This is a genomic window from Marinobacter sp. (assembly GCF_048266785.1).
Taxonomy (GTDB): domain Bacteria; phylum Pseudomonadota; class Gammaproteobacteria; order Pseudomonadales; family Oleiphilaceae; genus Marinobacter.
In genome coordinates this window covers 299,182-317,229 of sequence record NZ_JBLWYX010000004.1, presented here as the reverse complement: position 1 = coordinate 317,229, position 18,048 = coordinate 299,182, and the positions used below count along the sequence as shown (strand labels likewise).

The 18,048-nt window shown below is 55.0% G+C and carries 19 protein-coding genes; 13 read left to right on the top strand and 6 right to left on the bottom strand.

Annotated features, from left to right (window positions below; translation table 11 throughout):
- Nucleotides 1–56 precede the first annotated feature (56 nt).
- The 13 genes from ACN0V1_RS08945 (at nt 57) to ACN0V1_RS08885 (ending at nt 12,404) form a co-directional block, all read left to right on the top strand.
- A complete protein-coding gene (locus ACN0V1_RS08945) occupies nt 57–1,685 on the top strand; it encodes a CTP synthase (RefSeq protein ID WP_417544655.1) in 1,629 nt (542 codons plus the stop codon).
- 2 nt (nt 1,686–1,687) lie between these two features.
- Entirely contained in the window at nt 1,688–2,533 is an 846-nt protein-coding gene (kdsA, locus tag ACN0V1_RS08940) for a 3-deoxy-8-phosphooctulonate synthase (RefSeq protein ID WP_417544654.1), read from the top strand.
- 183 nt (nt 2,534–2,716) lie between these two features.
- On the top strand, nt 2,717–4,012 hold the full coding sequence (eno, locus tag ACN0V1_RS08935; RefSeq protein WP_417544653.1) for a phosphopyruvate hydratase: 1,296 nt from the start codon (nt 2,717–2,719) through the stop codon (nt 4,010–4,012).
- Nucleotides 4,013–4,217: 205 nt separating this feature from the next.
- A complete protein-coding gene (locus ACN0V1_RS08930) occupies nt 4,218–4,490 on the top strand; it encodes a septum formation initiator family protein (protein WP_417544652.1) in 273 nt (90 codons plus the stop codon).
- A 150-nt stretch (nt 4,491–4,640) separates the two neighbouring features.
- On the top strand, nt 4,641–5,342 hold the full coding sequence (gene ispD / locus ACN0V1_RS08925; RefSeq protein ID WP_417544651.1) for a 2-C-methyl-D-erythritol 4-phosphate cytidylyltransferase: 702 nt from the start codon (nt 4,641–4,643) through the stop codon (nt 5,340–5,342).
- A 27-nt stretch (nt 5,343–5,369) separates the two neighbouring features.
- Nucleotides 5,370–5,849: a 2-C-methyl-D-erythritol 2,4-cyclodiphosphate synthase gene (gene ispF / locus ACN0V1_RS08920; RefSeq protein ID WP_417544650.1), complete on the top strand. Its 480-nt coding sequence runs from the start codon at nt 5,370–5,372 to the stop codon at nt 5,847–5,849.
- The gene (truD, locus tag ACN0V1_RS08915) at nt 5,846–6,940 is read left to right on the top strand and encodes a tRNA pseudouridine(13) synthase TruD (protein ID WP_417544649.1); all 1,095 of its coding nucleotides are present in this window, start codon (nt 5,846–5,848) and stop codon (nt 6,938–6,940) included. The genes ispF and truD overlap by 4 nt, the downstream gene beginning before the upstream one ends.
- Before the next feature lie 33 nt (nt 6,941–6,973).
- Nucleotides 6,974–7,744, top strand: coding sequence for a 5'/3'-nucleotidase SurE (gene surE / locus ACN0V1_RS08910; RefSeq protein WP_417544648.1), 771 nt, complete (start codon nt 6,974–6,976; stop codon nt 7,742–7,744).
- Between the two features lie 23 nt (nt 7,745–7,767).
- Nucleotides 7,768–8,397: a protein-L-isoaspartate(D-aspartate) O-methyltransferase gene (locus ACN0V1_RS08905; RefSeq protein WP_417544688.1), complete on the top strand. Its 630-nt coding sequence runs from the start codon at nt 7,768–7,770 to the stop codon at nt 8,395–8,397.
- A 74-nt stretch (nt 8,398–8,471) separates the two neighbouring features.
- Nucleotides 8,472–9,368 carry a DUF368 domain-containing protein gene (locus ACN0V1_RS08900; RefSeq protein WP_417544687.1) on the top strand — a complete coding sequence of 299 codons (897 nt, stop codon included), beginning with the start codon at nt 8,472–8,474 and terminating at the stop codon, nt 9,366–9,368.
- A gap of 366 nt (nt 9,369–9,734) precedes the next feature.
- Nucleotides 9,735–10,496: a peptidoglycan DD-metalloendopeptidase family protein gene (locus ACN0V1_RS08895; protein WP_417544686.1), complete on the top strand. Its 762-nt coding sequence runs from the start codon at nt 9,735–9,737 to the stop codon at nt 10,494–10,496.
- Between the two features lie 155 nt (nt 10,497–10,651).
- A complete protein-coding gene (gene rpoS, locus ACN0V1_RS08890; protein WP_417544647.1) occupies nt 10,652–11,698 on the top strand; it encodes an RNA polymerase sigma factor RpoS in 1,047 nt (348 codons plus the stop codon).
- A gap of 232 nt (nt 11,699–11,930) precedes the next feature.
- Nucleotides 11,931–12,404 (top strand): chalcone isomerase family protein, encoded by a 474-nt coding sequence (locus ACN0V1_RS08885; RefSeq protein ID WP_417544646.1) that lies wholly within the window; start codon nt 11,931–11,933, stop codon nt 12,402–12,404.
- 67 nt (nt 12,405–12,471) lie between these two features.
- Here ACN0V1_RS08885 and nth read toward each other — a convergent pair whose 3' ends face one another.
- The 6 genes from nth to rsxB are packed head-to-tail and all read right to left on the bottom strand — an operon-like array spanning nt 12,472 to nt 18,040.
- Nucleotides 12,472–13,110, bottom strand: a complete 639-nt coding sequence (nth, locus tag ACN0V1_RS08880) for an endonuclease III (RefSeq protein WP_417544645.1) — start codon at nt 13,108–13,110, stop codon at nt 12,472–12,474.
- Between the two features lie 28 nt (nt 13,111–13,138).
- Nucleotides 13,139–13,852 carry an electron transport complex subunit E gene (locus ACN0V1_RS08875; RefSeq protein ID WP_417544644.1) on the bottom strand — a complete coding sequence of 238 codons (714 nt, stop codon included), beginning with the start codon at nt 13,850–13,852 and terminating at the stop codon, nt 13,139–13,141.
- A gap of 2 nt (nt 13,853–13,854) precedes the next feature.
- Nucleotides 13,855–14,556, bottom strand: coding sequence for an electron transport complex subunit RsxG (rsxG, locus tag ACN0V1_RS08870; protein WP_144780394.1), 702 nt, complete (start codon nt 14,554–14,556; stop codon nt 13,855–13,857).
- A 2-nt stretch (nt 14,557–14,558) separates the two neighbouring features.
- A complete protein-coding gene (rsxD, locus tag ACN0V1_RS08865; RefSeq protein WP_417544643.1) occupies nt 14,559–15,611 on the bottom strand; it encodes an electron transport complex subunit RsxD in 1,053 nt (350 codons plus the stop codon).
- Nucleotides 15,612–15,632: 21 nt separating this feature from the next.
- Nucleotides 15,633–17,462, bottom strand: coding sequence for an electron transport complex subunit RsxC (gene rsxC / locus ACN0V1_RS08860; protein WP_417544642.1), 1,830 nt, complete (start codon nt 17,460–17,462; stop codon nt 15,633–15,635).
- On the bottom strand, nt 17,462–18,040 hold the full coding sequence (gene rsxB / locus ACN0V1_RS08855) for an electron transport complex subunit RsxB (protein ID WP_417544641.1): 579 nt from the start codon (nt 18,038–18,040) through the stop codon (nt 17,462–17,464). Before rsxB ends, rsxC begins: the two co-directional genes overlap by 1 nt.
- Nucleotides 18,041–18,048: the final 8 nt, after the last annotated feature.

The following is an 18,048-nucleotide window of genomic DNA, read 5'->3' as shown; positions in this document are numbered from 1 at the left end:
CCATCTTGAGATGACAATCTCCCTCCTTCACAGAACCTGATAATCATGGAATCTGCATGACGCGTTATATTTTCGTCACCGGCGGTGTTGTGTCCTCACTGGGGAAAGGAATCGCATCGGCCTCTTTGGCTGCGATCCTTGAGGCACGTGGCCTGAAGGTTACTATCCTCAAGCTGGACCCATACATAAACGTGGACCCAGGTACCATGAGCCCGTTCCAGCACGGTGAAGTCTATGTCACCGAAGATGGTGCTGAAACCGACCTTGATCTTGGCCATTACGAGCGCTTTATCCGTACGCCGATGAGCCGTCGTAATAATTTCACGGCGGGCCGGGTTTACGAAGAGGTTATACGCAAAGAACGCCGCGGAGATTATCTTGGCGGCACTGTGCAGGTTATTCCCCACATCACCGACGAGATCAAGCGCCGCGTGGTAGAAGGCGCAGCCGGTGCGGATGTGGCTCTGGTTGAAGTGGGCGGTACCGTTGGCGACATTGAGTCCCTGCCGTTCCTTGAAGCCTGCCGTCAGTTGAAGGTTGAAGTGGGCTCCTCCCGTGCGCTGTTCATGCACCTGACACTGGTGCCTTACATTGCCACGGCTGGCGAAATTAAAACCAAACCGACCCAGCACTCCGTAAAGGAAATGCGTTCTATCGGTTTGCAGCCTGATATTCTGCTGTGCCGTTCCGAGCACGAAGTGGATGTCAGCTCCCGCCGGAAGATCGCGCTGTTTACCAACGTGGAAGAGCGTGCTGTTATTCCAATGCGTGACGCCAAATCCATTTATGCTATTCCCCGCATGCTTCATGAGCATGGTCTGGATGAACTGGTAATTGAGCGTTTCAATCTTGATGCACGTGAGGCGGACCTTAGTGATTGGGACGGTGTCGTCGAAGCACTGATGAACCCCGAGCACGAAGTGACCATTGCCATGGTCGGTAAGTACATGGAATTGCTGGAAGCCTACAAGTCGCTTATCGAATCTCTGCTGCATGCGGGCATCAAGACCCGGACCAAGGTAAAAATCAATTACATTGATTCTGAAGACATCGAACGCGACGGTACCAAGGTGCTTGAGAGTGCCGATGCTATTCTGGTTCCGGGCGGTTTTGGCGAGCGTGGTGTGGAGGGCAAGATCCGCACGGTACAGTACGCCCGTGAGAATAAGGTTCCTTATTTAGGTATTTGTCTGGGCATGCAGGTGGCGGTTATCGAATACGCCCGTAACAAAGCCGGCCTGGTTGATGCCCACAGCTCTGAATTCCGTGAGCACACTCCAGAGCCTGTAGTTGGCCTGATCACCGAGTGGCTGGATGCGACCGGTGAACGCGAAGAGCGCACCGACGATTCAGATCTTGGCGGCACCATGCGATTGGGTGCTCAGGATTGTGTACTGACCGAAGGCTCGAACATTGCCAACTGCTACGGCCGAAAAACCATTCGTGAGCGCCATCGTCACCGTTACGAGGTGAACAATTATTTCCTGCCGCAGTTGGAAGCATCAGGCCTCCTGGTTTCCGGGCGTTCCACCGATGGCAAGTTGGTGGAAGTGGTGGAAGTTGTCGATCACCCCTGGTTTGTTGCTTGTCAGTTCCACCCGGAATTCACCTCGACGCCCCGCGATGGTCACCCGCTGTTCAAGGGCTTTGTGGAAGCAGCGTTGGCAAACCGTAAGGAATCCTGATTATGGCCCAAAGTATCGTTACTGTTGCTGATATCGACATCGCCAACCACAAACCGTTTGTGTTGTTTGGCGGGATGAACGTGCTGGAATCCCGGGATCTGGCGTTCGAGGTTGCCGATAGCTACGTTGAGGTTTGCCGCAAGCTGGGTATTCCCTACGTGTTCAAAGCGTCCTTCGACAAGGCTAACCGGTCTTCGGTGCACTCGTTCCGCGGGCCGGGGCTGGATAAAGGCCTGCAGATACTGGCCGATCTCAAGAGCAAGTACGGTGTTCCGATTATTTCTGATGTCCATGAAGCGGCACAGGCGGCGCCAGCTGCTGAGGTTTGTGACATCATCCAACTGCCTGCTTTTTTGAGCCGCCAGACTGATCTGGTGGTTGCCATGGCGCAAACCGGCGCGGCGATCAACATCAAGAAAGCCCAGTTTCTTGCTCCGCAGGAGATGAAACACATCATCAGCAAGTGCGCAGAAGCCGGAAACGACAGGGTTATCTTGTGCGAGCGGGGCAGTAGTTTCGGGTACAACAACCTTGTGGTCGATATGCTCGGCTTTGGCATCATGAAATCCATGAACGTGCCGGTTATGTTTGATGTGACCCATTCACTGCAGATGCCGGGCGGTCGTGCAGATTCCGCCGGTGGTCGTCGTGCCCAGGTTACCGATCTGGCACTGGCTGGCATGTCTCAGGGATTGGCGGGGTTGTTTCTTGAGGCTCACCCGAACCCTGATGAGGCCAAGTGCGATGGCCCTTGCGCCCTGCGTCTCAGCCAGTTGGAGCCGTTTTTGCAGCGTGTGAAGGCTGTTGATGACCTTGTGAAGAGTTTTAAACCTATCGACACCGCCTGATTGGCGGTTTTCGCGTTATAGGTACAGGTTATGGGAGAGAGCGGGGCACGGCTTTACGAAAATGTGCGGAGCCATGGATGGCGGAGCCAAGCGCACATGGATGTGCTTGTAGCGTTTTTCGTAAAGCCGTGCCCCGCTCTCTCTTGCACCAGATTCTGTTTATAAACTTGGAGACCCTGAAGAATGACCAAGATTGCCAACATTAAAGCCCGTGAGGTTCTGGATTCCCGTGGTAACCCCACGGTAGAAGCGGACGTAATTCTGGAAGACGGTACTCTTGGCCGTGCCTGTGCACCGTCTGGCGCCTCTACAGGCTCCCGTGAAGCGCTGGAGCTGCGCGATGGTGATGTGTCCCGTTATCTGGGTAAAGGCGTATTGAAGGCAGTTGCGGCCATTAACGGCAAGATCTGTGATGCGCTGAAAGGTAAAGATGCTGCAGACCAGCGCGGGCTGGATAACATCATGCTGGAGCTGGATGGCACCGAGAACAAGGCCAATCTGGGTGCGAACGCTATCCTGGCGGTATCCCTGGCAGCGGCTAAAGCTGCTGCGGAGTCTTTGGGTAAGCCGCTTTACGAGCACATCGCTGACATCAACGGCACCTCCGGCAAGTTCAGCATGCCTGTACCGATGATGAACATTCTGAACGGCGGCGAGCACGCGGATAATAACGTAGATATCCAGGAATTCATGGTGCAACCGGTTGCTGCCAAGAGCTTTTCGGAAGCTCTGCGCATTGGTGCCGAAATCTTCCACAGTCTGAAAAAAGTGCTGCAGACTCAGGGCCTGAATACAGCGGTTGGCGATGAGGGTGGCTTTGCGCCTAACCTGCCGTCTAACGAAGCGGCTCTGGCGATTATCAAGGAAGCGGTTGAAAAAGCCGGTTACAAGCTTGGTACAGACATCACTCTGGCTTTGGACTGCGCGGCCTCAGAATTCTACAAGGACGGCCAGTATGTATTGGCTGGCGAAGGCAAGAGCTTTGACTCTGCTGGCTTTGCTGATTACCTGGCAGGCTTGGCTGAGCGCTATCCGATTGTGTCCATCGAAGATGGCATGGACGAGAGCGACTGGGACGGATGGAAAGTACTGACCGACAAGATCGGCGAAAAAGTACAGCTGGTGGGTGATGATCTTTTTGTCACTAACACCAGGATCCTCAAGCGTGGTATCGACACAGGTGTGGGCAACTCCATCCTGATCAAGTTCAACCAGATTGGTAGCTTGAGTGAAACCCTGGATGCCATCAAGATGGCGCAGGATGCCGGCTTTACGGCGGTTATTTCTCACCGCTCCGGTGAAACTGAAGACACAACCATTGCGGATCTTGCCGTTGCTACCTGTGCGGGTCAGATCAAGACAGGTTCTCTTTGCCGCTCCGACCGCGTTGCCAAGTACAACCAGTTGCTGCGCATTGAAGAGGCGCTGCAAGATAAGGCGCCCTATCGTGGCCTGAGCGAGATTAAAGGGCAGGGCTGAGACTAACAGCTTCCGTTTTGCTTTTAATCCTCCGGATTTCAGGTAACAAAATGTTAAGGCCGTCGTGCTCTGAATGAAAGTTCAGTCACGATGGCCTTTTTGTCCAATCAGTTAGAAGAATTTGTTACTAATCTACTCTAAGGTCTATACTTGGCATCCGGTGTTTGATTTTTGATCGTTTAACTCATGTACGGAATCGGTATTAATGAAGTTGCTCTGGGCTTTCATGGTTGTTCTCATTCTCCTGCTGCAGGTGCGCCTGTGGATTGGGGAAGGCAGCTTTGCGCAGGTCTGGACGCTGGAGCAGTCGATTGCCGAGCAGCGTGAGGAGAATGCTGAGTTGGCTACCCGCAATGAGCGCCTGTATGCGGAGGTGCGTAACCTTCGCAATGAGCAAGGGGCTGTTGAAGAGCGGGCCCGGATGAACCTTGGGTTGATTCGTGACGATGAGACGTTTTTTCTTGTTGTTGAGCAGTAATTTTCGGGTTTGGAGTTCAGAGCGTCGGGTAGATCTTTTCCGGGAAACGCTACGAGCACATCCATGTGCGCTTGACGGTGGCCATCCTTGGCCACCGACGTTCCCGGAAAAGATCTACCCGACGCTCTCCAGGCCCTATGCGACAGCTCTATGACTTCTCCTAAACTCTGGTTGATTGTTCCCGCCGCCGGCATTGGTCAGCGCATGCAGGCCGAGTGTCCCAAGCAATACCTTCGTATTAATAACCGCTTTATTCTGGATATCACGCTTTCGCGATTGCTGGATTCCCGCCTCTTTGCCGGTTGTATGGTTCCACTGAATTTAGCGGATCATTGGTGGCCAGAGTCTGACGCCAGCAACGATGATCGAATTCAGACCTGCAGCGGTGGCGCAGAGCGGGCGAATTCTGTTCTCTCGGCACTACACGCACTGGAAGAGCAGGTTGCAGCCGATGACTGGGTGCTGGTTCACGATGCGGCACGCCCTTGCGTTCATCCAGCCGATCTTGCGAACCTGGTTTCAACGCTGATGGATCATCCGGTGGGTGGCCTGCTGGCTGCTCCGGTTGCGGATACGCTTAAAAAGGCCGAACCTGGCCGTTTGCCTGACGTTATTGGAACGGTCGATCGCAGCCAGCTTTGGCGTGCGCTGACGCCTCAGATGTTCCGTTATTCCATGCTGGTTTCGGCGTTGGAAACGGCTCTGAACGAAAAACAGCCGGTTACGGATGAGTCCTCTGCCATGGAGTTTTGCGGTAATATGCCCGTTCTGGTTGAAGGGCGGTCGGATAATGTCAAGATTACCGTACCCGCCGACCTGGATCTTGCTGGCTTTATTCTCAGCCGGTTCTGAATTGTCTGGATTCCCCCGGAGTTGATTATGCGAATTGGTCAGGGCTTTGATGTTCATGCCTTCGGCGCAGGCGATGCCGTTATTCTTGGCGGTGTTTCCATACCTTACAGCCAGGGGCTGAAAGCCCACTCCGATGGCGATGTATTGTTGCACGCTCTGGCGGACGCTCTTTTGGGCGCGGTTGCCTTGGGGGATATCGGTCATCTATTCCCCGATACCAGCGCCGAGTGGGCGGGTGCGGATAGCCGGGATTTGTTGCGTAGGGTAATGGCTCGGGTGGCGGAGGAGGGCTTCGGTGTTCTCAATGTCGACACGACGATCATCGCTCAGGCACCGAAAATGGCACTGCATATCGAGGCCATGCGCCTGAATATTGCGGAGGATCTCGGTATCCCGGCTAGCCATGTAAGCGTTAAAGCGACCACCAGTGAGAAGCTTGGATTTACCGGCCGTGGTGAGGGAATTGCCTGCCAGGCGGTGTGTCTGCTCGAGCCGGTGTCGTCGTGAGCGACGCAGAAATTGGTGCAGGGAACTGGCGACTGGATTGGCCGGTATCGAGTGGCACTCGGGTAGCCAGTACTTATTTGAAAACTGCGCCTGAGGACTTTCGGGTTAATGAGGTGATGGGGGAGTTCCCGGAACATGCGGATTCACCGGGTTTACTCAGCGTTACGGGTGAGGGTGAGCATCTGTGTCTGTACCTCGAAAAAATCGGGGATAATACGGAGTTTGTGGCGGGAGCGCTTGCTACCCTCACGGGCTGTCGATCTTTTGATGTGGGTTTTTGCGGGCTAAAAGATCGTCACGCGGTCACCCGTCAATGGTTCAGTCTTTATCGTCCCGGTATGATGGAAGACGATACAGCATTGATTGACCAGGTTTCGGAGCGCTGGCCGGTAAAATCGGCTCATCGCAGCGTGCGAAAATTGCGGCGTGGTGATCATCAGGGAAATCATTTTGTCATTACGCTCCGACATGTAAGCGCTTCGCGCGAGATGGTTGAAAGCGCGCTTGAACGTTTGAAAATACAGGGCGCACCTAATTATTTTGGCCCTCAGCGCTTTGGTTTTGGCGGTACGAACCTCGATCGTGCGGTTCACATTGATCCTTCGGCGCTGAATCGTCGCGGTGGGCATGGCAAACGCAGAGGTCGGGGTAAGCCAGGTGGTGGCAGAGATGACCGGAAAAACGTATTGTACTTTTCGGCTGCCCGCTCCTGGTTATTCAATGAAGTACTGGCGTCACGGGTGGCAGATGGCAGTTGGCGGGCGCCGCTACCGGGTGAGCCTGATGTGATTGCAACCGGCCCTTTATGGGGTGATGGCGGCACAAGTGCGAACGGTGAGGCTGGGCAGCGTGAGCGTGACACCGTCGCGCAGACTCCGGAGCTGGCTGCTTTGTTTATGACGACTCGAATGAAGCCTGAGCGTCGTCCTCTGGTTGTTATGCCGGAGGGCCTGAGTTGGCTATGGCTGGATGATGGTGGTTTGGAACTGGATTTTTTCCTCGCGCCGGGTCAGTACGCCACCACGGTTTTGGGTGATATTTTTGAGCTTGAGGACAAGAGCCTCAGCCAGCATAAAAAACAACACGACTAGCGGGTTTAGCCCGGCGACTTATTGGAGTGCACTGTGCGTATTCTGTTGTCAAACGATGACGGTGTTCATTCACCGGGACTGGTTGCCCTGTATGAAGGTCTCAAGGGCCTGGGCGATCTTGAAGTAGTAGCGCCAGACCGGGATCACAGCGGTGCAAGTAACGCTCTGACGCTCAACCGCCCCCTGACCGTTGAGCAGCATCCCGGTGGCTTCCGGTCTGTCGACGGTACGCCTACAGATTGTGTGCATCTTGCGGTTAACGGGCTGTTTCGGGAGCCGTTTGACCGCGTGGTTTCCGGCATTAATACCCACGCCAATCTGGGGGATGACATTATCTATTCCGGCACCGTAGCTGCGGCTACGGAAGGTCGTCATCTTGGTTTGCCGGCCATTGCTGTGTCTTTAGTAAGCGAAGGGCGCAATCATTTTGACACGGCCGCCAGAGTCGTTCGCATGCTCCTGGAAAGTACGCGGCCCTTTGTTTTGGGGCCTCACTCCATCCTGAATGTGAATGTGCCGGATCTGCCCTGGGAAGAGCTCGCCGGCTTCCGTGTTACCCGTCTGGGTGACCGGGAGCGCGCTGAAGGCGCTGTTCCAATGACCTGCCCGAGGGGCAAGGAGCGTTACTGGATTGGCGCTGCCGGGAAAGGCGGCGATGCCGGCCCGGGAACCGACTTTCATGCTGTTTCTCAAGGGTATGTTTCACTGACTCCGGTGCACATAGATATGACTCGTCATGAGTCGCTGGTGTCCCTCAGGTCGTGGGCAGACTCCCTCCAGGCCTCCATGGGGGACGGTGCGTGAGTGGTGAGCTTCAGGGTATCGGGATGACGTCCAGACGCACACGTATGCGCCTTGTGCAACGCCTTAAGGAATCGGGTATCGAGTCAGATCGCGTGCTGGAAGTGATGGGCCAGGTCCCTCGTCACATTTTTCTGGATGAAGCGCTTTCGCATCGTGCTTACGAAGACAGCTCGCTCCCCATCGGCTATGGCCAGACGCTGTCCCAGCCCTATATCGTCGCCAGAATGACGGAATTGCTGCTCAGGCATGAGCCCGCCAGGCTGCTGGAGCTGGGTACCGGATCAGGCTATCAGACGGCCGTTTTGTCACAACTCTTCGACCAGATTTACAGCGTTGAACGGATCAAGCCGCTGCAGGATCGGGCCCGGGACAGGCTGCGACAGCTCAATATCCGGAACGTAATGCTCAAGCATGCGGATGGTGGTATGGGGTGGCCAGAAAGAGGGCCATTTGACGGCATTATTGTTACCGCCGCTCCGATGGAAGTGCCATCCGAGTTGCTGGATCAGCTTGCCGATGGTGGCGTGCTGGTGGCACCGGTTGGTGAAGAGCACCAGGTGCTTGTTGAGGTGATTCGCAACGGTGACCGGTTTGAACGCCGTGAGCTGGAGCCGGTTCGGTTTGTGCCCCTTTTGGGTGGAGTTGTCCGTTGAGCGAGCAACCTCAGAAAGCTGACACGCAAGGCAGCACCCGCACACAACATCCTGCATCCGTATTTTTGCGGGGTATGGCGATGGGTGCAGCGGATATTGTCCCCGGTGTTTCTGGTGGCACCATCGCGTTTATAACCGGTATTTACTTTCGGCTTCTGGAGGCGATAAATGCAGCCCCGGGGGCCCTTTTCAAATATCTGTTCCGGGGGGATGTGAGGGCATTCTGGCAGGCCTGTGATGGCACTTTTCTCAGTGCGTTACTGGTGGGTATTCTCGTCAGCGTCGTAACCCTGGCCTCTGCGATCAGTTTTCTGCTTGCCGAATACCCGATTCTGATCTGGAGTTTCTTTTTCGGGCTGATTCTCGCCTCTGTCTGGCACGTCGGCCGTCAGGCACGACACTATCGCGTAACGCTGCTCATTCCTCTTTCGGTTGGCATTGCCGCCGCGTGGTGGATTACAACCCTGTCTGTAGGCCAGCTAAACCCTTCTGCTTTGACCTTTTTTGGCGCTGGCGCTGTCGCGATATGCGCGATGATCCTGCCTGGTATTTCCGGCAGTTTTATTCTGGTTATTGTTGGAATGTACGCGCCGGTTCTTGCCGCTATAAAATCTTTTGATATCGCCATGTTGCTGCTGTTTATGGCAGGCTGTGTGCTGGGCCTGTTGTCGGTTGCAAGACTGATTACATGGGCTTTCAAGGCCTATCACGACCTTGTGCTGGCCTTACTTACCGGCTTCATGATTGGTGCACTGAACAAGGTTTGGCCATGGAAGGAGACCCTGAGCTGGCGAACCAACAGTTCAGGCGAACAGGTGCCGTTGAGTGAGGTCAGTGTCAGCCCAGGAGCGTTTGCCGATCTCACTGGCCTTGATCCACAGATTGCTTCGGCTGCGGTAATGGTCTTCGCTGGCATTGTTCTTGTGCTGCTGATTGAGTGGCTTGGTGGGCGTTATCAGAAAGCGGAGTGACCGGCATCCGATAGCACCGGGTGGGCCCGTGTTACCTTTACAGGCACATAGTTGTTCCCGCCCGTAACAAAGACGGTGAAGGGTAACGGGGATGGGCAGTGAGTAACTTGGATTTGATTTCAAAATGTGCAATAAATTAGCGAGTTACTTTTGAAACTTCAGGATCTTCTTTGATTGGATTCTGAGCCAACGCAGATTACTCATAATCGGGCCGGTGTTATTCCTGTGAGATTATTACGTGGGTCAGCTCAAGCCGCTTTGCCGGCCTTCCCGCGGTTCCTCTTTGGTGCCCAACCGACTGCCTGTGCTTCTGAAACCGGCAAAGTCTGGTTCTTTCTGATTGCATTTCTTTTTCTTTCCGGCGCAATGAGCGGCTGCAATACCCAAGCGCTTCATCAGGATGATATTTACAACCCGCCGGTTTACTGGGGGCGCCACATTGTGCGCCAGGGCGAGACGCTGTACGGCATCGCCTGGACTTACGGCCGCGATTACCGGGAGCTGGGTAGCGCCAATGGAATTGGTCCACCCTGGACTATCCGGGCCGGCCAGGTACTCCGGCTGGACCTTCGCAGTAGTACCCAGGCCGGTAGTAGTCGTTCCGCAGCGCAGGCATCGAGACCTGCTGCGAATAACTCCGCCCGGACGCCACGTGCCAAACCTCCTGCACCAACTCCCACTAACACCCGGAAACCAGCCGTCACCCGAAAGCCCGACCAGTCTGCACCCCTGGCTGCACGTACGCAGACGGTGGCCAGTATCCCATGGCGTTGGCCGCACTCTGGCACCGTAATTGCAGGCTACTCAGCATCCGGAAAAGTCAACAAAGGCGTTGATATTGCCGGAAAAGCCGGGGATGCTGTAAGAGCTGCCGCAGATGGGAGTGTGGTCTACGCTGGCAACGGGTTGCTGGGTTATGGCAATTTGATTATTGTAAATCACAACGAGCACTATCTGAGTGCATACGCTCATAACCGGAAGATTCTGGTTACTGAAGGGGAGGGAGTAAAAGCCGGGCAGGTCATAGCAGAACTCGGTGGCAATGGTTCAGAGCGCCCCATGTTACATTTTGAGATCCGAAAAAATGGTAATCCGGTCGACCCAACCCATTATTTGCCACCACGCTAATGACAGATGCGGTGTTTAAAACAAGAAAAAATGATGGCAACAGCGCATAAGCTGGCCATTGATGAAGTCCTGAAGAGAAAAGAAATAAACAATGCCCGCAACAAAAAGAAGTATCGGGCGAAAATCCAGGATTGTTGAAAGGCGGGGCAAGAGATATGTCAGCAGAACAAGAAGATATGATTGTTGATCGTATATCAGACGTTGATGGCTCTACACACGTTGATGACTCCAGAAACGTTGACGACTCCAGAAACGTTGACGACTCTGAAGATCAGTTACTCGCAGAAGAAAAAACCGATAAGGGCGCTCCGGAGGCTGCCGAAGTCGAGAAAGGATTTCCCACCCAAGGGCGTTATTACACCAGTTCGAAGCAGCTGGACGCCACTCAGCTTTATCTCAATGAAATTGGTTTCTCACCACTTTTGACACCGGAAGAGGAAGTCTACTTTGCACGCCTCGCGCGTAAGGGTGAAGAGTCCGGTCGTAAACGAATGATTGAGAGTAATTTACGGCTGGTTGTAAAAATTGCACGCCGCTATGTGAACCGGGGGCTGACGCTGCTGGATCTGATCGAAGAGGGCAACCTCGGGCTGATCCGCGCGGTTGAAAAGTTTGATCCGGAACGGGGTTTCCGTTTCTCCACCTACGCAACATGGTGGATCCGCCAGACGATAGAGCGGGCCATTATGAACCAGACCCGCACCATCCGTTTGCCCATTCACGTGGTCAAGGAACTGAATCTTTACCTGCGGGCTGCTCGCGAACTGACGCAGAAGCTTGATCACGAGCCCTCTGCGGAAGAAATCGCAAGGAAAGTGGATAAGCCGGTTAATGATGTAAAGCGCATGCTGGGGCTCAATGAGCGCGTCGCTTCCATGGATACGCCTATTGGTGCCGGTGGTGAGAAGTCCCTGCTGGATACCGTGGCCGATGAGGGCGCCTCCGATCCTGCAGACGTACTGCAGGACAACAACATGTGTGCCTGCCTTGGGAAATGGATAGACCAGCTCAGCGACAAACAGCAGGAAGTTCTGTCCCGACGGTTCGGGCTCAGGGGCTATCCGGTCAGCACCCTGGAAGAAGTCGGGCAGGAAATCGGCCTGACCCGGGAACGGGTTCGTCAGATTCAGGTAGAAGCGCTACGGCGCTTGCGTGAAATTCTGGAAAAAGAAGGTCTGACTGGAAATCTGCTGTTCAAGTAGCTTTTCTGACGCAACATCCGAAACGCCGGCCATGTCTCATGGCTGGCGTTTTGTGGTTTAGTGGTTCTGCAAAAGTATCTCTGAAAGGTATCTCTGAAAAGTAACCATGCAAATGAGAACCAGGTGGTGATTTGCTCGTGCTGGTCATTGTTGGAATAGCAACGCCTTGGGCTGCTGATCGGCACCCGGTGACGAATGAATTCTCATAATAATGACTGAAAAGGAAAGGGCTATGGAAAATGCATTTTTAGCGGGCTTTGCATCCCTGATGCTGGCCGCCACACTCTCAGCTCCTGCTTTGGCATTAACCGTTGGCGGCGTATATGTGCCGGATACCTATACCGCAAACAGCACTGAGCTTCAGTTGAACGGTGCCGGTACTCGCTCCAAGTTTTTCATTGATCTGTACGTTGGAAGCCTTTACGTGCCAAAGGCGGAGCACGATGGAAATGCCGTGGTTGACGCTGATGAGCCCTCTATTCAGTCGGAAATTGATCAGTTCATGTCGGTGTTCAAAGAGGAAATCAAGGCAGGTGATGTATTTGATCTGGTCTACGTGCCTGGCGAAGGTGTAAAGGTATTCAAGAACAGCGAGCAAAAAGGCACAGTGGGAGACCTCAAGTTCAAGAAAGCCCTGTTTGGTATCTGGCTTTCAGACGAACCGGCGCAGAAGAGCCTGAAGAAGAAAATGCTGGGCCAAGGCTGACAGAGCGCCTGAGCCAGTTGCAAAAAAGCCGGCAAACGCCGGCTTTTTTGTGTTTGGACCGAGTCTCTTATTGATAGTCGCTTTTCTGTTTGAACTCGCAAAGATCCTCAATAATGCACGCACCACACCGGGGTTTGCGCGCTACGCAGGTGTAACGCCCGTGCAGGATAAGCCAGTGATGAGCATCCTGAAGAAACTCTTTCGGCACCAGCCGCATCAGGCGATTTTCTACTTCCACAACGTTCTTGCCCGGAGCGATGCCGGTGCGGTTGGATACCCGGAAAATATGAGTGTCCACCGCCATGGCGATGTGCCCGAACGCTGTGTTCAGGACCACGTTGGCGGTTTTGCGGCCGACCCCCGGGAGGGCTTCAAGGTCCTCTCGGTTATCAGGTACGATGCTGTTGTGTTTTTCAATCAGAATGCGGCAGGTCTTGATGACGTTCTCTGCCTTGCTGTTGAATAACCCGATGGTCTTGATGTAGTTCTTCAAGCCGTCCACGCCCAGTGCAAGTATGGTCTCGGGTGTGTTAGCTACCGGATAGAGCTTGTCTGTTGCCTTGTTGACGCCTACATCCGTGGCCTGCGCAGAGAGAATAACCGCAATGAGCAGTTCAAACGGACTGCTGTAGTTCAGCTCTGTTTCCGGGTTGGGGTTAGCTTCCCGAAAACGGGAGAAAATTTCGATACGCTTGGCTTTATTCATGGTGTTTTGTTACGACTCCAGCCGCAGATCATGAAACGTTTCCCGTGACGCGCACGCGTTTGCTACCGGGCGCTGCTGCGGGCTGAACTGCCTTCTGTCGCTCCTTGAGGTGGTTGTCGATGCTGTTTTTCAGAGCAATCAGCAGCCCGAGACCTACGAACGCGCCGGGCGGTAGTACCATGAACAGCATGTCCGGATAGTTGGCAAACGGCTCAATGACCCAGTCGGCAGCCATGGGGCCGAGCAGCAGGTGCATATCAACAAACAGGGTGCCCTGACCGATCAGTTCGCGCATGCCGCCGAGAATAATCAGCACTATCAGGAAGCCTGCGCCCATCATCGCACCATCCAGCAGTGCAGGGCCGGGAGCGTTACGTGAGGCAAACGCATCGGCACGGCCCAGAATGGCGCAATTGGTAACGATCAGAGGGATGAAAATACCGAGAATCTGGTAAAGCTCGTAAGTATACGCCTGCATCAATAGCTCGGCGCAGGTCACGAAAGAGGCAATGATCATCACGAACGCCGGCAAGCGCACGGATTCGCTGACAAAGTTGCGGATCAAAGAAACAGCCAGGTTAGAGCCCATCAACACCATCAGTGTTGCAAGACCGAGACCGATTGCGTTGACTATCGTGCTGGTGACCGCAAGAAGAGGGCACAACCCCAGCACCTGAACCAGTGCAGGGTTGTTATCCCAGAGGCCGTCGCGGATAATTTCACCGGAGGTTTTAGTCGCCATGATCAGGATTGCTCCGCATTCAGGGATTCGTCGGTCAGGTCCCCGGGGGTAACTTCAGGGCCTTGCCCCGACGGGGTTTTGTTCAGCTGAGCCCGGATTTCCCGCTGGTTCTGCCGGAAATAAATCAGCGATTTCTGTACCGCTTTTACCACAGCCCGAGGGGTGATGGTGGCGCCGGTAAACTGGTCAAATACGCCGCCGTTCTTTTTTACATTCCATTCCCGTGGCGGCGGACTGCCCAAAGAGCGTCCTTCGAAGCCTTTAACCCAGTCGGACTTCCGGGTTTCAATCCGGTCGCCCAGCCCCGGTGTTTCCTTGTGGCCAATAACTCTTACACCGAGAACAGTACCTTCAAGGTCAATGCCCACAAGCAACTTTATATTGCCTGAATATCCGTCAGGCGCAATGGCTGGCATGATCATGCCGACCGGTCGTCCGTCTTGCCGTGCGACCCATACCGTCACTGGCCCACCGGTTGCCAGTCGATCGCTCGCAGGCAGAATTAATGTGTCTCTGAGCATGTCGTTGTTGTGTGCGCTTTCGGGGATGATCTCAAACAGAGCTTTGGCCTCGGCTCTGGCAGCCTGTTCTGCGATGCGTTCGTCGGTCAGTGCCTGGGTTACTGCAATGGTGCCGCCGGTAATAACTGCAAACAGTCCAAGCCCTATGGCACTGCGGCGGATGGATTGAGTCATGGTCGCCATGGTTAACTCCTGCCCCGGCCGGGCTGCCCTCGGCGAGCTTTGTGATGGCCGTAGGTTCTTGGTGGCGTGTAGTGATCGATAAAGGGTACGGCAAAGTTCATAAGCAAAACGCTGAATGCCACGGCATCCGGATAGTTACCCCAGCTTCGGATCAGGTAGATGAGCACGCCAATACCCGCGCCGTAAATCAGTTTGCCTTGATGGCTGGTGGCGGCAGATACCGGATCGGTTGCGATAAAAAACGCGCCGAGCATGGTGCCACCTGCCAGAAGGTGTAACGACAGCGGAGCGTATTGATCCGCGTTGCTGCCAAAGGCCAGACTCATGGCAATCAGAGCCCCCAGAAAAGCGGCTGGAATATGCCAGGTGATGATCTTCAGGCCGATCAGTACAAGCCCGCCGATCAGGAAGGCCGCGTTGACCCACTCCCAGCCTTTGGCAAAGCCCTCACCAAACGTCGGGTGGGCAAGCACTTCGGCTGCTGTATGGGTAGAGATTTTGTGTTTGTATTCATCCAGTGGTGTGGCCATGGTCCAGCCATCAATGGCTGTTTGTTGCCCCGAAGCAATGGTTACCAGAGTGTCTCCAAACCCGGGGGCTCTGTCCCAGAGCAGCGCCGGCTCGGCCCAGTTGGTGGTCATGGCGACCGGGAATGAAATCAGTACCAGCGCGTAACCTACCATGGCCGGGTTGAAGGGGTTGGAGCCCAGCCCGCCATAAAGCTGCTTGGCAATCACAATCGCTGAAATGACCGCTACTGCCGATACCCACCAGGGGGCAAACTGTGGCAGGGACAGCCCGAGCAACAGCCCGGTTACAGCCGCGGTATTGTCCTTGAGAAAAAACGCTATCGGCTTGCTGCGCAATTTGAGGATGGCCGCTTCCGAAGCCAGGGCAATGGCGATGCACCAGACAACGTTTATGAGATTGCCCCAACCAAAAAACAGCGTCTGTGCCAGCAAGCCAGGCAATGCTGCGAGTATGACCCAGAGCATCACCTTCGACGTCGGGCGCGCACTGTGAGCGTGGGGTGAGGACTGCTGAACAAACGCCATGAAGGTCGGGCCTGATTCGGGTTATTCGATGGATTGGGATTCGGTCTGAGTCGCCAGCGTTTTGCGAGCGTCCGTCAGGGCTTCTTCTGCCCGTTTCACCCTGTCATGATTCTTGGTGACCGCACGTTCCAGTTTTTCGACGTTGTCTGCTTGCTGCGCTTTCGCGTCTTCGAGCATGGTCTGCATGGTTTCCAGTTTGGACTGTGCCTGAACAAACTGCTTCTCAAGCAATTCGATGTCGGGTTTTTCCGGTGCCGCGTCCGCTGGTATTGGGGCCTGCGCTTGTGCGGCTTTGTTACTGGCCTTTTTACGTGCCAGAGCCTGCTCTACCAGGGCGGAACTTGCAGCTCGCTCGTCCACGGCCTCTCCGCTGGCTGCGGCTTTTTCAGCTTCGACTTTCTTTTTGGACTGAGCCTCTGCGGCGGCTTTGGCTCGCTCCTTGCGCCGCAGTTCCTTATCTTGCTGTTCTCGGTCAAGTCTTTCCTGGCGCGCCTCAAAGCGTTCTCGTGCACGATCCGCCTTGAGTTGTTCTGCCCGTTGGACGCGAATCTCGCCCTTGGCATAGCGATAGTACTGTACGAGCGGAATCGAGCTTGGGCACACGTATGAACAGGCACCGCATTCGATGCAGTCAAACAGATTCAGATGCTCGGCTTTTTCAAATTCCGTCGCCTTTGCGTGCCAGAACAACTGCTGCGGCAGCAATTCCATAGGGCAAACCTCCGCGCACTGCCCACAGCGGATGCAGGCCTGCTCAGGCGGTGGCGCCGGCAGTTCGCTGGCGGTCGCCGCAATAATGCAGTTGCTGGTTTTGATCACCGGTACTGCCGTGGTGGTCAGCGTATAACCCATCATGGGCCCACCAAGAATCAGGCGGTTGGCGCGCTCTGGCTGAAGGCCGGCCTGTTCCAGAAGGTAGTCCAAGGGGGTGCCCAGCAAAACATCAAAATTGCCGGGCTTTTCCAATGCTTCCCCGGTAAGAGTCACAACGCGACTGACCAGCGGCGTGTCTTCAAAAACCGCCCGGGCAACCGCGACGGCGGTTCCGACATTCTGGCACATGACCCCTATATCGGCCGGAATACCGCCACTGGGTACCTCCATGCCGGTGAGAATCTGGATCAGCTGTTTTTCGCCTCCGGAAGGGTATTTGGTCGGGATAACAGCGATTTCAATTTGTGTGCCCTGTATAGCTTCACGCAGCGCTGTTGCAGCTTCCGGTTTGTTGTCTTCAATGCCGATCACGCAGCGCTCAGGGCGCAGAATCCAGGCCATTACTTTTAGCCCGGAAACAACCTCGTCGGCCCGCTCACGCATGGTCATGTCGTCAGCGGTGATGTAGGGCTCACATTCGGCGCCGTTAAGAATCAGTGTGTCGACCTTGCGATCCCGGCTTGGTTTCAGTTTGATGTGCGTCGGAAAACCAGCGCCACCCATGCCGGAGATACCGGCCGAGCGAATGATATCCAGAACCTGATTCCGGTCGAGCTTGCGATAGTCGCTGACCGGGTAACGCTCGCACCACTCATCCTTGCCGTCCGGTTTCAAAACGATGCATTTGTCTGCCATGCCGGAAGGATGTGGCACCGGGTAGTCGCCGATGCTTTCAATTACGCCGGATGTCGGGGCGTGAACCGGAACGCCCATACCATGGCTGACGTCGGCTATTTTCTGGCCCTTCAGCACAGAGTCGCCAATGGCCACTATGGGTTCCGCGGGCTCACCAATATGCTGTTGCAGTGGCAACACCAGTTGTCCGGGAATGCCTGCGGCTTGAATGGATCGGCTGGTTGAAAGCTGCTTGTGCTCTGCGGGATGAACGCCGCCGCTGAAATCCCAAAGTTGAGGCATCAGGAGCTGATCTCCTGTCGGTCTGTTGCGATAATCGTGGCCGCAGGCGGTGTCCAGGTCCAGGCACGTATGTCAGGTTCAATGGTGATCATGTCAATACAGTCTACAGGACAGGGCTCCACGCAAAGATCACAGCCGGTGCATTCACTTTCGATAACGGTGTGCATGTGTTTTGCGGCACCCAGAATGGCGTCCACCGGGCAGGCCTGAATGCACTTGGTGCAGCCGATGCATTCGTCTTCCCGGATAACGGCAACGCGTTTGGCTTGTTCCACACCGTGCTCTGCATCCAGCGGCTGAGGCTCTACATCAAGGAGATCGGCCAGTGCTTTGATGGTGGACTCTCCACCGGGAGGGCATTTATTGATGGCGCCACCATCAGCGATGGATTCGGCGTAGGGGCGGCAGCCGGGAAACCCGCACTGGCCACATTGGGTCTGTGGCAGCACGGCGTCGATCTGTTCCACCAGCGGGTTACCTTCAACCCGGAACCGCTCGGAGGCAAAGCCCAGCAAAGCGCCGAACACCAGGGAGAGGCCAAGCAGAACCAGAACGGCGATAAGAATGCCTGTCCACATAAAAACGT

Excerpts from the sequence above, each read along its gene's own strand:
- ACN0V1_RS08945 (WP_417544655.1), top strand. The coding sequence starts at position 57 with ATGACGCGTTATATTTTCGTCACCGGCGGTGTTGTGTCCTCACTGGGG.
- kdsA (WP_417544654.1), top strand. The coding sequence starts at position 1,688 with ATGGCCCAAAGTATCGTTACTGTTGCTGATATCGACATCGCCAACCAC.
- eno (WP_417544653.1), top strand. The coding sequence starts at position 2,717 with ATGACCAAGATTGCCAACATTAAAGCCCGTGAGGTTCTGGATTCCCGT.
- ACN0V1_RS08930 (WP_417544652.1), top strand. The coding sequence starts at position 4,218 with ATGAAGTTGCTCTGGGCTTTCATGGTTGTTCTCATTCTCCTGCTGCAG.
- ispD (WP_417544651.1), top strand. The coding sequence starts at position 4,641 with ATGACTTCTCCTAAACTCTGGTTGATTGTTCCCGCCGCCGGCATTGGT.
- ispF (WP_417544650.1), top strand. The coding sequence starts at position 5,370 with ATGCGAATTGGTCAGGGCTTTGATGTTCATGCCTTCGGCGCAGGCGAT.
- ACN0V1_RS08905 (WP_417544688.1), top strand. The coding sequence starts at position 7,768 with ATGACGTCCAGACGCACACGTATGCGCCTTGTGCAACGCCTTAAGGAA.
- ACN0V1_RS08900 (WP_417544687.1), top strand. The coding sequence starts at position 8,472 with ATGGCGATGGGTGCAGCGGATATTGTCCCCGGTGTTTCTGGTGGCACC.
- ACN0V1_RS08895 (WP_417544686.1), top strand. The coding sequence starts at position 9,735 with ATGAGCGGCTGCAATACCCAAGCGCTTCATCAGGATGATATTTACAAC.
- rpoS (WP_417544647.1), top strand. The coding sequence starts at position 10,652 with ATGTCAGCAGAACAAGAAGATATGATTGTTGATCGTATATCAGACGTT.
- ACN0V1_RS08885 (WP_417544646.1), top strand. The coding sequence starts at position 11,931 with ATGGAAAATGCATTTTTAGCGGGCTTTGCATCCCTGATGCTGGCCGCC.
- nth (WP_417544645.1), bottom strand. The coding sequence starts at position 13,110 with ATGAATAAAGCCAAGCGTATCGAAATTTTCTCCCGTTTTCGGGAAGCT.
- ACN0V1_RS08875 (WP_417544644.1), bottom strand. The coding sequence starts at position 13,852 with ATGGCGACTAAAACCTCCGGTGAAATTATCCGCGACGGCCTCTGGGAT.
- rsxG (WP_144780394.1), bottom strand. The coding sequence starts at position 14,556 with ATGGCGACCATGACTCAATCCATCCGCCGCAGTGCCATAGGGCTTGGA.
- rsxD (WP_417544643.1), bottom strand. The coding sequence starts at position 15,611 with ATGGCGTTTGTTCAGCAGTCCTCACCCCACGCTCACAGTGCGCGCCCG.
- rsxC (WP_417544642.1), bottom strand. The coding sequence starts at position 17,462 with ATGCCTCAACTTTGGGATTTCAGCGGCGGCGTTCATCCCGCAGAGCAC.
- rsxB (WP_417544641.1), bottom strand. The coding sequence starts at position 18,040 with ATGTGGACAGGCATTCTTATCGCCGTTCTGGTTCTGCTTGGCCTCTCC.